Below are 15,264 nucleotides of genomic sequence, written 5' to 3'. Positions count from 1 at the left end.
GGTAGACACCTGATATCCAGCCCGGTTGGGTTGGGAAGAAAGGTAATCTACCACCATGCCTAGGTACTCCGAACAGTTCAAACGTGATGCTGTGGCCCTCTACGAAAACAATGAGGACCTCTCACTTCACGCGGCTTCAGCAGAGCTTGGTGTCAATCGATCCTCACTTTATTCCTGGCTTAAGCAGTACGGCACCGGCAAACGCGCCCGCACGAAGACCCTGCGTGACAACGCCCAGGCGACGACTGATTCTGAACGGATCCGCCAGCTAGAAAAAGAAAACGCAAAGCTGCGCGAAGAACGCGACATCCTGCGTAAGGCCGCGAAGTATTTTGCCGAAGAGACACGCTGGTAATCCGCTTCCAGTTTGTCTATGACCACCGAACCGAATACTCGGTCAAGCGGATGTGCCACGTGTTAAAGCTCAATCGCTCCTCGTTCTACAAATGGGTCAACACCCGCGAAAAACGCAGGTTAAAGACGTGTTCCGATGCCCTTCTTGGTGCGAGAATCAAGACCATCTTCGATGATGAGCACGGGCTTTATGGTGCTAAACGCATCGCTGCAAGCCTCAACGACGATACGGACTTTCCTCCGATCAATCACAAGAAGGTCGCACGCATCATGAAATCCATGGGGCTGAAAGGCTTTAGTAAACGGCGTCGGTGCATCACCACCAGGCGCAAGCCTGGCCATCGAGTCATGCCAGATTTAGTAGGCCGCAAATTCACAGCTGACAGGCCGAACCACGTCTATGTAGGCGACATTACGTACCTGCCGTGTAAGGGCGGCAAGAACATGTACCTGGCCACGGTCATCGACGTCTACTCGCGCAAACTCGTCGGCCATGCACTAGCCGATCACATGCGGGTATCGCTGGTTATCGAAGCTTTATCTCATGCCAGAAAAGTCCGCGGAAGCCTTAAAGGGGCAATTTTCCATTCCGATCATGGCAGTGTGTACACCTCACAAGCATTTAGAGAGCACTGCGCTGTACTTGGTGTTCGCCAATCCATGGGAGCAGTGGGTACAAGTGCCGATAATGCCCTGGCAGAATCGTTTAACGCCAGTCTCAAGCGTGAAGTTCTGCGTGATCGGAAAGTGTTTGACAATCCCATCATCTGCCGCCAAGAAGTCTTCCGATGGTGCATGCGCTACAACACGCGCAGACGGCACTCCTGGTGCAATCTTCTAGCCCCCGATGCCTTCGAAGCACTCACATCAGCTACACTGACTCAAGCAGCATAGCTAACCCCCGACGTGTCTACTTTCCGGGGGTCAGGCCCAAACCATGATCAAAGACCCCAAAACAGGTGCATGGACCCGCGTGTGGACCCACCACAACGTGCGCAAGGCCTACAACAGCCTCAACCATCTTTGGCGGTCCGAGATGCTGTTTGTCTACCTCAACCCGCCAGCAGGAGTCCTTGCGCCCGAGCGGATCAAATCCACCACCAACAGCTTAGAAGGCGGCATCAACGCCCAGCTCAAACTGCTCGCCAGAACCCACCGCGGCAGATCAGGCGAACGACAACGCCGCATGCTGGATTGGTGGCTCTACTTAAAAACCGAGAACCAAGCCGACCACGAAACAGGACGCCCAGCCCTCTACGACAACGCTATCGACACGGCTTAAGGGACATTTCGTGTGGATGAACCGATACGGATTCCCGGGGCAGCCTGGGATAATGCAGTGATCTTGATTTTGAATCGGTTCCAACGACCCGATCTGTGAAATCAACACTGGATAGTCCTAGGTCTGTGATAGGAGGACTGCTGCTGGTGCGGTAAGGCCAATTCCTATGGCTAATAGGAATCGGCCGTCGTGTGACATGTGCGGCCACGGACTGGTTAAGAACGGCAAAACCGCGGCAGGAACCCAGCGCTGGTTGTGTCCTAAATGCAACGTTTCATCGATTAATACCCGCGCACACACCAGCGAGATTCGGCACTTCAAAATCTTTATTGACTGGATCCTCTCCGGGGAATCTGCAGACCATTTAGCCAAACGCCTAGGGGTAACCAGACGAACTTTAACCCGGTGGTTCAAGCTGCTGTGGTTTATCACCGTGCCCACGTCTACTGACCCCTATCGTGTTTACGACCAGGTCTTTATCGACGGCACCTACTTCCACAAGAAATGCCTGCTGGTAGCCTGCACCGAAACACACGTCATCGCCTGGCACTGGTGCCTGCGTGAAAGCTCATACGAGTACCTGAAACTGCTCGACAAAATCGCGCAACCACTCATCGTCACCACCGACGGGGCAGGCGGAGCACTCAAGGCACTGCGTATTAAATGGCCCGACGTTGCCATCCAGCGCTGCCTTGTTCACGTCCAACGCAACACTTTTGCTGATATCAGCCGCAACCCGATTCACCCAGCGCATAAAGCAATCCGGAAACTGGGCTACATGCTCGTCCAGGTACACAACCGTGAAGATGCTGCGCGGTTTACTGCTGCAGTCCACCACACCCGCATTACCTTTGCGGATTGGCTTAAAGAGCGAACCTACCGCAGTGCTATACCAGCAGGCCAAGTACCGAAATGGGTCAGCCCCAACCAGAAATGGTGGTACACCCACCGCAACGCCCGCAGGGCTCTAAAGCGGCTAGAAAAGCTCATCCACGCCGGACAATTATTTACCTTCCTTGACCCGCCTGAAGGTGTCACACAGGATTTAAAAGCCACCACGAACCTGCTGGAAGGTGGCATCAACAAACAGCTCAAAGACCTAGCAGGAAACCATCGGGGCATGTTCGATGAGCATCAGCGCATCACCATGGACTGGTGGCTCTACACCCACACCGAAGACCCCATACCGCCACTGGAGTTAGCCAAGCAACAAGACTTCGGACGCCAAGGAGAAAAAGCAGCACGCGCAGCCTGGGCAAAAGAAGAACTCACACGACGTGGCCACCCAGACGGGCGACCAGCCACATTCGACACCGGCATCGACAACGAATGGAACCCCAGCTTAGGCATAAGAAAAGGCTGGGCCGGACGCTCCTAAATCCACACGAAATGTCCCTTAGTGCGACACGCCGCAAATCCACACGAAATGTCCCTTAAGCCATCGACACCGACTACACCCACTCAATCGGCATTCAAAAAGGCCAAATCTAACCCCCGCGACACGCCGAGCCAGACACACATTTTGACCCTTAACCCCTTAAGCCAACCTGGTCACAGGAGTGGACTTACCCCCAGAAACAGAAAAGCCAGGCCCGAAGACCTGGCTACCTCTATTAAGTCACTAACTCGTATGTGTAAGAACACAATGGTACCCCGTACGGGATTTGAACCCGTGTTACCGGCGTGAGAGGCCGGCGTCCTAGGCCGCTAGACGAACGGGGCTTAGAACTGTGACGACGTACTGTAACGTGCAGTGCCACGTTACATCGCTATCACTGCTGGCCTACCAGGACTCGAACCTAGAATGACGGTACCAGAAACCGTTGTGTTGCCAATTACACCATAGGCCATTATTGCTTTGAACTGGCCGAGGCTTTAACCCCTCGCCGCTCGCTGCAACGGTTTATAACTATATCCAGCACTAACGATACACACAAATCGCCAGTTCAGAAAGCATTTTCGGGGCGTTAGGAATGAAACCTAACGCCCCGAAATGACAGCCATGTGAGACTACTAAATGGATCTACTCAGTGCTCCACGGCGTGAGAGCACGCGCAGCCTTAAGGCGAGCCAGAGTAGACTCCTTGCCCAGCAACTCCATGGACTCAAACAGCGGCGGGGAGACCTGCTGGCCAGAGATTGCTACACGCAGGGCGCCGTAGGCCTTGCGTGGCTTGAGGCCGAGGTCGTCGATAAGCGCGGCGGAGAGAACCTTCTCAATCTCCTCCGTCTTCCACTCCCCGAGCTCCTCCAGCTTGGCGATGGAAACCTCCAGCGGCTGCACTGCTTCTTCCTTGAGGTTCTTGCGTGCTGCCTTCTCATCCAGTTCCAGTTCGGCATCCGGCGTGGTGAGGAAGGACATGAGGCCATAGGCGTCGGACAGCGTCTTGATGCGGGTTTGCACCAGATCTGCGGCGAAAGCGAACTTCTCCTCCGGATAGTCGGCCGGGAAGTCGGTGTACTCGGTGAGATAGTCGCGCAGGCGCTGCGCAAAGTCTGCCGGCTCCAGCAAGCGAATGTGATCCGCGTTGATGGCCTCGAGCTTCTTCTGATCGAAGCGAGCCGGGTTCCCCAACACGTCGTGGACGTCGAAGTTGGCAATAAGCTCGTCAACGGAGAAGATGTCCTGGTCCGCGGACAGGGACCAGCCCAACAGCGACAGGTAGTTGAGCATTCCCTCCGGGATGATGCCGTTGTCGCGGTGATTGAACAGGTTGGACTGCGGGTCACGCTTGGACAGCTTCTTGTTCCCCTCACCCATCACGAAGGGCAGGTGGCCAAACTCAGGCGTCTTCTTGGCAATGCCGAGCTCCACGAGCGCCTCATAGAGGGCGAGCTGGCGCGGCGTGGAAGACAGGAGGTCCTCTCCGCGCAGGACGTGGGTAACTCCCATGAGCGCATCGTCGACCGGATTAACCAGGGTATAGAGCGGCGCACCGTTCGAGCGCGCCACGACGTAGTCGGGCTGGGTCTCCGACTTGAAGGTCATCTCGCCGCGCACCAGGTCGGTCCAGGACCAATCCTTGTCCGGCATGCGCAGGCGCCAGACCGGCTTGCGGCCCTCCGCCTCGAAAGCGTCGATCTGCTCCTGGGTGAGGTCGCGGTCGAAGTTGTCGTAGCCCAGCTGCGGGTCGCGGCCGGCTGCCTTGTGGCGCTCCTGCACCTCTTCGTTGGTGGAGTAGGCCGGATAGACGTAGCCGCCATCCTTCAGCTTCTGCAGGACGTCGGCGTAGATGTCCATGCGCTGCGACTGGCGGTAAGGCTCGTCCGGGCCACCGACGTTGACACCCTCATCCCAGCCGAGGCCAAGCCAGTTCAGGGAGTCGATGATGGCCTGGTAGGACTCCTCGGAGTCACGGGCAGCATCGGTGTCTTCAATGCGGAAGATCAGCGTACCGCCAGTGTGGCGGGCATAAGCCCAGTTGAATAGTGCCGTGCGGACCATGCCCACGTGGGGCGTGCCGGTAGGTGAAGGGCAAAAACGGACGCGGACGTCGGATGTTTTTTCAGTCATGCCCACCATCGTAGTTCAGCGCCGCTTCGCCGCACCGCCCGCCCCACTTGGGGGTAGTTGAACTCCGTTTCCACTAAGGCTGAGCAGCACCTTTTCCTCATACTTAACGGTACTGGTTTCCATTCCCTATAGTGAATTCTCGTTCAAGAACTGAAGAAAGGTCTCCCATCGTGGTTCGTACCCGCTACGCGGCTCTGCTTACGTGCGCCGCACTCCTCGCCTCTCCCGCTACCGCCGTTGCCGGCCCCGACGACGGCAAGCACGTGGCCACCCAAACGCACATCGACTCCCCCAAGGCGTTTTGGGAGGGTAATTCTCTCACCCTCAAGAGCCATTCCGCAGAAAGCAACCACGACCTTGCCGACACGGTCACCTGGGTGGGCAAAGGCTGGGACCAGAACGGAAGCAACCAATACCAGTTCACAGTCCCCGAGGACCCGGCACTTTCCTTCCTCGGAAAGGCCGGCACGACCTACTACATGGCACCCGCCCGCGTACAGGGCAGCCTGGACCCAGTATGGATGGGCTTCGGTGCGGACACCGAGCTGCCTGTCGATGACTTCCGCGACAACATCGCTTCTCTCGACCTCCTCAGCGTTGATGGCCCCGGCGAGGTAGAGATGTTTGGCTACTACCCCGGCCCCGGCGGCCTGCAGCGCTTCTTCGGAACCACCGAGGGTGCCCCGCATTCTGCCTGGCTGACGAGCGGCACGCACACCCACAACTACACCGTCTTCACCAAGCCTGGGCGCTACCAGCTGACCTACCGCACCACCGCGCGCGACAAGGACGGCAAGCTCATCGCTTCCGCACCGACCACCACCTCCATCCAGGTGGGCGGTCAGCGTCCGGCCGCCGATCCAACACCGTCACTCAAGGAGCGGTTCGACAAGGCCACCGCGGGAGATGCCAGCGCACAGGACTACCGGTTGACCATCGCTCCGAAAAAGTCCGGAGACAAGGATGGGGATGAGCGCCTCTCCTCCATCGACTTCACCGGCGGCAGCAACGGCACGCTCACGCTGCTGATTGACGGCTACTTCCTCACCGATCTGCCCGTGAAAGACGGTCAAGCACACTTCGATGAGTTCCTAGGCCCAGAGTCCTCCACGATCCAGGCTGTCTACACCCCGGAGGACGGCAGCCCGCGCTGGATCTCCGAGGAGTTCGCCTACTCAGAGAACGCCGAGCTTTCCACCACCTCGAAGAAGTCTGCGGAGTCCTGGGCAGAGACCACCAACCCCCGCCAGCTCTCCTCCGATCAAGAGGTTTCGGTACCTAACCCGGAGCTGTCCGCGCGGGCCATTCCGGAGGGCGAGGACGCAACACGCATCATCGTTGAGGCCGCCGATAAGAAGCTCGAAGGCTACGTCCATGGTGGCTTCTTCAGCAAGGGCAGCGAGCTTCCCGACGTGGAATTCGACGGGGTCATCAGCAACGGCCGCGCGGAGTTTGTGGTCGGCGCAGACGCAAGCTTCAACGGCAATACCGTGCGCCTGGATATCCTCCCGCACCCGAGCATCAAGCAAGATTCCGGAAGCATCACGCTCACCGAGAACTTCTCCTTTGGGCAGAAATACGAGGGCCGCGGCGCACTCGGCACAACCTCCAAGGCCCCTTCCACCAGCCCGGACAACAACACCAAGCCAGAGGCAGGAAAGTACACCGGTACGTGCGTTGACAAGGCGGTGCTCGACCATGGCCACGTCGATATCGCTGTCACTCGTGACGGCGATAAGTTCCGCACCCGGCTCAAGGATGAGACGGCCATCGTAGACAAGAAGACCGTCGAGCGCCCGCTTGATGACGTTGTCCTCGCCATCCACAACAACGCCCTGCGCCCCCGCCCGGAGGCGCTCAAGGGCAAAGACTTCGACTACCTGGGCGAGGATAAGTTCTTCCTGCTCCCCCAAACCCAAGAGCAGAGCATCATCTGGCCGGGTTATAACACCCAGGCGCTTGACTACCAGGACTACAAAGACGGCACGGTCACCCTCAACATCAAGCCCGTTGAGATGCCCGACGGCGCACAGGTGGGCCTGTTCACCACCGAAGGGTTGGGCAAGGGCTTTACTCCCTTGATCAACTCCGCCGAAGGTGACTACTCCATTGAGACCACCTTCGCCTCCCACACCCACACCAACTGGGCGTTTACGAAGCCGGGCATGTACAAGCTCGAGGTCAGCTACTCGGCCACCACTACAGACGGCAAGGAGATCACCTCTGAACCGCAGACGCTCACCGTGGCCGCCGGCGACGCCGCGATCAAGGACTGCGTGAGCGCGAAGGACGGTAACGAGGGCGGAAACAAGGGCGGAAACAAGGGCGAGGGCAACGACAAGCCCGGCAGCACCAAGCCGAACGACAACAAATCCAGCGGCGAGAAGAACATGAAATCTTCTATGCCCAAACTCGAGGGTTTGTGGGGCCTCGTGCTTCCCGTTGTCTTGGCCATCGTGTTCCAAGGTTTCCTCAACTTCTACAACAACCACCGCGGCCAGATTGAGTCTCGCCTCAACGGCTTGCTTCATCGCTAGAAAGGACACCGCGTGCACCGCACCACAGAACTGCACAGAGTCACTGCTGCCCTCTGCGCCATCGCCGTGGCGCTGGCAGTTGTCTTCACGGGCCATCCGGCCCCGGCCCGCGCCGATGGCGAGGTTTTCGACACCGGGCACGTTGACGCCTTTTATGTCTCCGCCCCCGGCGGTGAGCTCACCTTGTCGATGAAGGAAGACATCACCGGCAGCGGTGTCGTCCGCCCAGGCAACGATGTCACCCTCAAAGTGGCCGAGGAGGCCTGGAGCGAGGCCACCGAGGGCATCGATGGAATTGGCGTACCGACGTATTACCTCCCCCAGACCCAGGACAGTTCGCTGCTCTGGCCGGGATGGGATACCCAGTCTGCACAATCGGCTGGCTACACCGACATCAACTTCGAGTTCGTTGAGGTCACCGGCCCCGGTGATATCTTCGTCTTCGAAACGGCAGGCTTCGGAGATATCCAGCCTGTCACCGACGCCGGCGCGCTGGACCTGGTGTCCGGGGATGTCATCAACCAGGCCTACCCGGCACACCGACACGTCAACTGGGCTTTTAGCGAGCCCGGTATCTACACCATGACGGTGCAGGCAGAATCCAACGGGGACACGAGTAACCAGGTCACCTATACCTGGGACGTCGGTGACGCAGAAGCCACGCCTCGGGAGGAAGAAACGGTTACGGACCACGGTGCTGAGAGCCCTGCTGAGCTCGACGACGCCGCCCTGGGCGGGGCCTCTTCCGACGAACCTGCTTCTTCTAACTCAGGCTCCCGCTCTGGGGGCGGAAGCTCCGGAGGCGCTACCCGCGGTGCGACGTCGGCTGCGGGAACTAAGAACGCGGAACGAAAGGCACAGGACAAGGAGCGAAACGACCGCTCAGAGCGCAAGGAAAGGAAGGAGCGCAAGCCTGCCCGCGCAGTCGACAAAACCACGCCAGCCGCGGAGAACGTGGACACGGTCGCTGCAGCAGGCTATTACGACAGCGGGCAAAACCTGCTGCCGTGGGGTATCGGAATCTTGGGCCTCGGCATGCTCGTGCTTGGCCTGGCCCTAGCACGTCTCGCACTCATGAAGGGCCGCGACTAATGCCGCACGGAGTACGCACCCGGACGCCCCACATCGCGCTGCTCTCGGCGGTGCTTATTGGCGCGTCCACGCTCAGTGGTTGCGCGAGCACCGCCAGTGGGGACGATGCGAAGCTCAAGGTGGTGGCGACGACGCCGATTCTGGGGGACGTCGCCAAGCACGTGGCCGGGGACGACGCTGCGGTGACCACGTTGATTCCTGCGGGCAAGGACCCACACACCTTTGAGCCGAGCTTGCGCTCGGTGCGGGATGTCGCAAACGCGGATGTGCTGCTGGCCAATGGGTTTCTCCTCGAGCCGCAGAACCTGTTGAAGACGCTGCGGGAATCATCGGATGTTCCGGTCACCGAGGTAGCGGACCAAGCGTCCACGCGCGGGGCCCGTCTCGTGCCGCTGGTGGAAAACGTTGCCCTCGATGCCGTCTGGCTGGGGTTGCGTGTGCGCAATGCCCCGCCGGGTACCACGAGCGTAACCATGAGCCTGCTCGATGCCGAGGGGCCAGGCGATGTTGCGGCTTACGTCGTATCCACGTTTGGTACGCCCGAAGCACTCTTTAACACGGCTGATGGTCTGGACGAACGCGACGATTCCACGACGCTGCCGGCCAACGCCCATACGCACGTCTCGTGGGCCTTCACCAAGCCGGGCATATACCGTCTCACTTTTGGCGCAACGGATAGCTCCCCGCAGGAATTCACGGTGGCCGTGGGCGTACAGCCACCTGATGGAATGACCTCCCTGGATGCGGGACACGTAGATATCACCGCGGACCTGTCCACGGGCGAGCTCGATTTAGAGGATCAAGGCGAAGGTTTCGACCCACACACCACGGCGTTGAGCATTTCCAACTCCACCCTGCAGCAGATTCCGCCGGATCCCGCTTACCGCTTCCTGGGGCGCCCGGGTGACGAGACCTACCTGCTGCCTCAGGCTGTCCTGGGCAAGCACATCCACGGTGAGGTTGACCCGCACCTGTGGCACAACGCGGCCAACGGCATCAGCTATGCCGAGGTCATCGCCGAGCAGCTGGCCTTGGCGGATCCTTCGCACGGCGCGGAGTATCGGGAGCGCGCTCAGGACTACATCGAGCAGTTGCACGACGCGGACGCGGAGGTGCGGCGGCTCATCGAAGACATCCGGAGCGCAACCGGCACTTGGTCACACCTCATCACGGCTATGCCTACCTGGAACAGGGTTATGGCCTTGATATTGCGGGATTCGTCACTCCCAACCCGCCATCGAGCCTTCGCCGCGGGACGTCATTGCCCTGCGCCGCACGTTGGAGAATCTCCACCTGCCCGCGGTCTTCGTCGAACCTACTCAACAGGCCAGCGCCGATGTCATCCGTGAGGCTGCCGAATCCCTTGGGATCGCGGTCTGCCCCATCTACGGCGACACTCTCGATGACACCGTCCCCACGTATCTCGACCTCCTGCGATTCAACGCACACTCACTCAACCGCTGCTTAGGCAGCACCACGAAGGAAACTCATGTCTAATCGCACCATCCACACACTAGGCACGTCCCTGGCGGCTACGTTGACCGCCGCGGCGCTGGCTTTCGCGCCGGTGACCGCGTGGGCCGGTGATCTGGCCCAGGTCGTGAGCGCCGATGAAGAGGTCGCCGCACCTGGGACAGAGGCCACCATCGACCACGGTCACGTGGACCTCGGGCTGCTGCTTGTCGACGGGCAGGCCCAGTTCCTCGCCCGCGACGATTCAGCAGCCACGCCGGTGTGGCGTGATCCTGCTGACGTAGTCTTCGACGTCGGCGACAATGCCCAACTCACCCTTCCGGAGGACAAAGCCTTTTCCTTTGTCGGCGCCGAGCCCGGATCGCAGGTGTGGGTCGTTCCCCAAACAGAGCAAGCCGACGTGCCGTGGCTGGGCTGGAATACCCAGGCGCCCTCGCTAACGGACAACGTTGACCGCGGCCTCACCATGGAGTTCTTAGGCCACCAGGGGCCGGGCGAGTTCTCGCTGTTCCTGCAAAACGGCGGCTTCGAAGAACCGCAGCTGCTGTGGTCCACCGCGACCGGGGCCACGGACGGTTTCTGGGTGGACCTGGGCACGCACACGCACGCTAACTGGGTATTTAGCGAGCCCGGCATCCACCAGGTTCGGGTGCGTATGAGCGGGCAAGGCGCGGGCGAGAGCGCTGGGAGCGATGTCGCTGCCGAGGCCACGTTGACCTTTGCTGTCGGTGCAGGCACCGACGTCGCGCAGGCACACGCCGCGCAGTGGGATCCGAGCGCCGAGTCCTCTGATGCCTCGGCGGGCGCCGCGGTGCCGGTGTGGGTCTGGGCACTCGCCGGTGCGGGCCTACTCGTCCTCGTCGGGGCTGTGTTTGCGGTGCTACGCGCGAAAGGCGGGCGCCGTGGCTAATCCCTTCATCTCAATCAACGACCTGGCAGTATCGCTTTCTGGCCGCCAGGTCATCGACGGCGCATGCTTCGACGTCAACCCCGGCGAGTTTATTGGGCTTCTCGGACCGAACGGAGCCGGTAAGACCACGCTGATGCGCGCCGTCCTGGGGCTGGTCCCCTTCACCGGCACCATCGACGTCACCACCTCGTTGGGATACGTCCCGCAGCGCCACGACGTGGAGTGGGACTTCCCCATCAGCGTGGCCAAGGCGGTGCTCAGCGGGCGCACGGGAATGGTGGGCTGGTTCCGGCGGCCGGGCCGGGCTGACAAGGAGGCTGCCCGCCGCGCCATCGAGTTGACCAATTTGGAAGAGTTCGCCCAGCGACCCATCGCGCAGCTGTCCGGCGGCCAACGCCAGCGCGTCCTCATCGCCCGCGCTCTGGCCTGCGAGCCCGAGGTGCTGCTTCTCGACGAACCCTTCACCGGACTCGACGCTCCCAACACCGAGGAGCTACTGACTCTTTTCCAGAAACTTACCGACCAGGGAAGCAGCGTGGTCATGTCCACGCACAATCTCTCCGAGGCCGCGCACTCGTGTTCGCGCCTGGTGCTCTTTAACCGGGGAATCGTCGCGGACGGGCCCGCTGAGGACCTCCGCCTGACTCCGCAGCCGTGGAGCGAGACCTTCGGGGTATCGGCCTCCTCACCGCTGCTCTCTGCGATTGGGGTGGCGGCATGATCGACATTTCGCTTGTTGAGTTCTTCCAGGACCTCGCCAACCCGCACCTGGACTTTTTGGCCCGCGCGGTCGGCATCTCCATCCTCGCTGCAATCGTGTGCGGGGTGGTGGGGTGCTACGTCGTGCTGCGCGGCATGGCCTTTATCGGCGATGCTGTCTCCCACGCGGTGTTCCCGGGTCTGGCTATCGCTTTCGTGCTCCAGGGCTCGGTGCTGCTCGGCGGCGCCGTGGCGGGCTGCACCGTCGCCGTGCTCATCGCGTGTTTCTCCCAGCGGCGCACGGTCCGCGAGGACTCCGTCATCGGTATCTTCTTCGCCGCATCCTTTGCGCTTGGCATGGTCATTATCTCCCGGGTGGAGGGCTATACGGCCTCGCTCACGAGCTTCCTCTTCGGATCGCTGACGGGTGTCTCCCGTGCAGATCTCTACACGGCGTTCACCGTCACGGTGCTCATCGTTGGGGCCGTGGTCTTGCTCGGCCCCCAGCTCACCGCTACATGCCTGGACAAAGAGACCGCCCGCGCGATGGGACTGCCCGTCTTTGCTCTGGACATCGTGCTCTACCTCTGCGTGACCGGCGCGGTGGTCATCTCTGTGGGCACCATCGGCAACGTCCTCGTGCTCGCCCTACTCATTACCCCGGCGGCCACGGCGCGGCTGCTCTGTGACTCGCTGGGGTCGATGATGATCGCTTCCGCGGCCATCGGTTCGCTCGGCAGCTTCTTCGGCATCTATCTGGCGTGGGCCATCGATCTTCCCGCTGGGGCGACCATTGTGCTGCTGCTTACTGCTTGCTTCCTCGCGGCGTGGGCGCTGTCCCCTCTTCTGCATTCTCGTCGTGCCACGGCGTCCTCCCCGCACCCATCTGAATCAAAGGAGTCCCTGTCCGCATGAATATCCGTCCCCTAACCTTGACCGCTGCCGCCGCTATCGCCCTGAGCTCGCCGACGATGATTGCTTCTGCAGCGCCCGCTGTTGCCGCGGAGCGCGCAGGCGAGTCCTCCTGCGATGCCAGCTCCCTGCATGCCTTTAGCCGCGGACACCAAGACCTCGCGCTGGTGGGAAATTCTGGCGATATCTCCTTCATCGCCCGCGACGATGAGTCCGGCAAGGACTACGATTCCGGCGAGTTCTACGTGGAGGTCGGCAGCAATGCCGCCTTCGATGAGTCAGCCGGAGGCGATATCCCGTCGAGTGGTTGGCAGATCCCCCAAACCCAAGACCCGGCAATCCCCTGGCTTGGTTTCAACACCAGCTACCTCGAGCCGGCAACGGCCGAGGGCGCTACCCTGTCGCTAACGTTGCACAGCGCACCGGAAGGCGGACGTATGGTGGGATTCCAAAACTCCCTGGGTGCAGCGCCCACCGTCCTCTTTGATTCGGAAGACCCAGACATCACCTGGAACTACCCCGATCACTTCCACAGCCACACCGGGATCATTTTCACCGAGCCAGGCGCCTATGCCGCAACCTTCACGTTTACGCTCAACGACGGCTCGGAGCATTCCATCGACGTTCCATTCCTCGTAGGTGAAGCGGAGCCCGACGAGGTGTGTCAACTGGATTGGGGTGCCAGTGCCGGCGCTGGGCAGGGCTCTGGTTCTGGCAGCGCGAAGAACCGCCCGCAGCAGTTGGCCAAGGAGATCAACGACACCTCTAAGTCCATCGCTCAGTTAGACAAGACGATGGATAAAACCTTCAAGGAGGCCGAGGCCGTCCTCAACGGCGCGCAGCCCTCCACGTCCAGAGACGCCAAAGACTCGAAGCAGTCTGAGCGCTCCGCGCGAAGCACCGAAAAAAAGCCGGCCGCAGATGCTTCTGAAAGAAGCCAACGTCCTGAGACGCAGGGCCAGCGCGCCCCACAGAACGGATCATCCCACACTGTGGAACAACAGAGAGATTCCACACATCGGAACACCTCGAACGGGCGCTCTGCTACTCGCGCGAAAGAGTCCGGGAGTACCGCGGCGCCCAAGAAGGAACGAAGCACCAAGCATACCGCCCCGGCGCAGCGCCCCGCCCCAAGCACGGAGGAACAGCAGGCTGGAACCGCAAACATCCAGGCTATGAGCTATGGCGCACCGATGGCCGGCTTCTGGGCGGGCTTCCTTGCGGGCATGGGTTCCCTTGCGCTTCTCCTCGGTATCGGGCTGTTCATCGCTGTGCAGTTCTTCCGCCCGCGCAACCGCGACTAGTCCCCTAGGGGCGGTCACCCCGCATAAGGAGTGGATCTGGTTTCGGTAAGAAGGAAAGAAGGAACTAGAGTTATTCCTTATGTGTGAAAACAGACCCTCCACCGCCCCCGACTTCCTCCTGTCCCGCGCGACGGGGTCTGTGCGTACCCAAGGTTCGGCTGCGACCTTCAGCGATGTCGATGCCGCCGTAGCCGAGCTGCGTGCCGGCACGGTCCCGATGATCGTCGGCGCGCTTCCCTTCCACAAGGGAGATCCAGCCGCCTTGACAGTCCCGCGCAGCATCATCCGCGAGGACGGCCCGCTCGAGCCACATGCCTACTACCGCAGCGGCACGCTCAACGCGCGGGTTACCGGTTTCGATCCGGAACCGGAGGAACACCTTCGCCGCATTGAAGCAGCCATCGCCACGATCGAGGCGTCGAAGTTGGACAAGGTAGTCCTCGCCCGCGCCGTTGACATTGAGTTCAACGCCCCTGTCGATCCGCTCCTCGTCGCCGCGCGGCTGATCGACCTATCCTCCCATCGCGATGGTTTCATCGCCGACCTCACCCCGGCGGGGCGACCCGGAGCGATGCTCGTGGGCTCTTCCCCGGAGGTGCTCATCAAGAAGCAGGGTTCAACAGTCACGGCCTTCCCCTTGGCCGGATCCGCGCCCCGGCAGTCGGATAAAGCACGCGACATCATGGCAGGTCAGGACCTGCACAATTCCGAGAAGGATTTGCGCGAGCACGCTTTCGTGGTAGATCACATCCGCCGTATTCTGCAGCCTTTGTGCGAGACCCTCGATGCTCCCACGTCCCCGCAGCTCACCTCCACCAATGAGATGTGGCATCTGGGCACCCCGATTGCGGGAACCCTCAAGGATTCTGACATCACTGCGCTCGAGTTGGCCGAGTTGGTCTACCCCACCCCTGCTATTTGTGGCACCCCCACGGAGGCCGCACAAGCGCTGATCGAAACCGCTGAAACCGATCGCGGCTTCTACGCCGGCGCGGTGGGCTGGTGCGATGATTCCGGCGACGGCGAATACATGGTAGCCATCCGGTGCGCCGAGGTGGCCGGCGATGGCCTCTCCGCCCGCGCGTGGGCAGGCGGAGGAATCGTCGTGGACTCCGACCCGACGGCCGAACTTCAGGAAACCACGGCTAAGCTGCGCACCATCTTGCGCGCGCTCAACCTTTAGAGCA

10 protein-coding genes, 2 tRNA genes and 2 pseudogenes are annotated in these 15,264 nt (G+C 60.9%); 11 read left to right on the top strand and 3 right to left on the bottom strand.

Annotation, left to right across the window (positions count from 1 at the left end):
• Positions 1 to 55 precede the first annotated feature (55 nt).
• The 3 genes and pseudogenes from HWX44_RS01280 (at position 56) to HWX44_RS01270 (ending at position 3,014) form a co-directional block, all read left to right on the top strand.
• Positions 56 to 1,248 (top strand): IS3 family transposase gene (locus HWX44_RS01280; protein WP_175972892.1). Its coding sequence is split into 2 segments (ribosomal slippage): positions 56 to 338 and positions 338 to 1,248, totalling 1,194 coding nucleotides; the frame shifts between segments, so codons are not numbered across the junction.
• A 37-nt stretch (positions 1,249 to 1,285) separates the two neighbouring features.
• A pseudogene (locus HWX44_RS01275) lies at positions 1,286 to 1,636 on the top strand (IS1249 family transposase); the annotation flags it as partial.
• Positions 1,637 to 1,802: 166 nt separating this feature from the next.
• Entirely contained in the window at positions 1,803 to 3,014 is a 1,212-nt protein-coding gene (locus HWX44_RS01270; protein ID WP_175972891.1) for an IS256-like element ISCau1 family transposase, read from the top strand.
• 268 nt (positions 3,015 to 3,282) lie between these two features.
• Here HWX44_RS01270 and HWX44_RS01265 read toward each other — a convergent pair.
• The 3 genes from HWX44_RS01265 to gltX all read right to left on the bottom strand — a co-directional run bounded on the left by HWX44_RS01265 (position 3,283) and on the right by gltX (position 5,159).
• Positions 3,283 to 3,358 (bottom strand) — tRNA-Glu (locus HWX44_RS01265).
• Between the two features lie 56 nt (positions 3,359 to 3,414).
• Positions 3,415 to 3,486: transfer RNA gene (locus tag HWX44_RS01260), tRNA-Gln, on the bottom strand.
• A 173-nt stretch (positions 3,487 to 3,659) separates the two neighbouring features.
• Positions 3,660 to 5,159, bottom strand: coding sequence for a glutamate--tRNA ligase (gene gltX, locus HWX44_RS01255; RefSeq protein ID WP_175972890.1), 1,500 nt, complete (start codon positions 5,157 to 5,159; stop codon positions 3,660 to 3,662).
• A gap of 161 nt (positions 5,160 to 5,320) precedes the next feature.
• On the opposite strand from gltX, the gene HWX44_RS01250 reads away from it, so the two are divergent.
• The 8 genes and pseudogenes from HWX44_RS01250 to HWX44_RS01215 all read left to right on the top strand — a co-directional run bounded on the left by HWX44_RS01250 (position 5,321) and on the right by HWX44_RS01215 (position 15,260).
• On the top strand, positions 5,321 to 7,687 hold the full coding sequence (locus HWX44_RS01250; RefSeq protein WP_175972889.1) for a choice-of-anchor M domain-containing protein: 2,367 nt from the start codon (positions 5,321 to 5,323) through the stop codon (positions 7,685 to 7,687).
• Positions 7,688 to 7,699: 12 nt separating this feature from the next.
• Positions 7,700 to 8,779, top strand: a complete 1,080-nt coding sequence (locus tag HWX44_RS01245) for a choice-of-anchor M domain-containing protein (RefSeq protein ID WP_175972888.1) — start codon at positions 7,700 to 7,702, stop codon at positions 8,777 to 8,779.
• Positions 8,779 to 10,276 (top strand): annotated as a pseudogene (locus HWX44_RS01240) (anchored repeat ABC transporter, substrate-binding protein). Before HWX44_RS01245 ends, HWX44_RS01240 begins: the two are co-directional and overlap by 1 nt.
• The gene (locus HWX44_RS01235; RefSeq protein WP_102233874.1) at positions 10,269 to 11,162 is read left to right on the top strand and encodes a choice-of-anchor M domain-containing protein; all 894 of its coding nucleotides are present in this window, start codon (positions 10,269 to 10,271) and stop codon (positions 11,160 to 11,162) included. Before HWX44_RS01240 ends, HWX44_RS01235 begins: the two are co-directional and overlap by 8 nt.
• Positions 11,155 to 11,883, top strand: a complete 729-nt coding sequence (locus HWX44_RS01230; RefSeq protein WP_046648114.1) for an anchored repeat-type ABC transporter ATP-binding subunit — start codon at positions 11,155 to 11,157, stop codon at positions 11,881 to 11,883. Before HWX44_RS01235 ends, HWX44_RS01230 begins: the two co-directional genes overlap by 8 nt.
• Positions 11,880 to 12,776, top strand: a complete 897-nt coding sequence (locus tag HWX44_RS01225; protein ID WP_049156511.1) for an anchored repeat-type ABC transporter permease subunit — start codon at positions 11,880 to 11,882, stop codon at positions 12,774 to 12,776. Before HWX44_RS01230 ends, HWX44_RS01225 begins: the two co-directional genes overlap by 4 nt.
• Entirely contained in the window at positions 12,773 to 14,077 is a 1,305-nt protein-coding gene (locus HWX44_RS01220) for a choice-of-anchor M domain-containing protein (RefSeq protein WP_175972886.1), read from the top strand. The genes HWX44_RS01225 and HWX44_RS01220 overlap by 4 nt, the downstream gene beginning before the upstream one ends.
• Before the next feature lie 79 nt (positions 14,078 to 14,156).
• Positions 14,157 to 15,260, top strand: coding sequence for an isochorismate synthase (locus tag HWX44_RS01215; RefSeq protein ID WP_175972885.1), 1,104 nt, complete (start codon positions 14,157 to 14,159; stop codon positions 15,258 to 15,260).
• The last annotated feature ends 4 nt before the right edge of the window (positions 15,261 to 15,264 follow it).

This window comes from Corynebacterium sp. Marseille-Q2823 (assembly GCF_903645345.1).
GTDB lineage: Bacteria > Actinomycetota > Actinomycetes > Mycobacteriales > Mycobacteriaceae > Corynebacterium > Corynebacterium hiratae.
This window is presented reverse-complemented; position numbering and strand designations above follow the sequence as displayed.

Bases quoted from the DNA above. Each gene is read 5' to 3' on its own strand.
- HWX44_RS01235 (WP_102233874.1), top strand. From the start codon at position 10,269: ATGTCTAATCGCACCATCCACACACTAGGCACGTCCCTGGCGGCTACG.
- HWX44_RS01270 (WP_175972891.1), top strand. From the start codon at position 1,803: ATGGCTAATAGGAATCGGCCGTCGTGTGACATGTGCGGCCACGGACTG.
- gltX (WP_175972890.1), bottom strand. From the start codon at position 5,159: ATGGTGGGCATGACTGAAAAAACATCCGACGTCCGCGTCCGTTTTTGC.
- HWX44_RS01220 (WP_175972886.1), top strand. From the start codon at position 12,773: ATGAATATCCGTCCCCTAACCTTGACCGCTGCCGCCGCTATCGCCCTG.
- HWX44_RS01215 (WP_175972885.1), top strand. From the start codon at position 14,157: ATGTGTGAAAACAGACCCTCCACCGCCCCCGACTTCCTCCTGTCCCGC.
- HWX44_RS01225 (WP_049156511.1), top strand. From the start codon at position 11,880: ATGATCGACATTTCGCTTGTTGAGTTCTTCCAGGACCTCGCCAACCCG.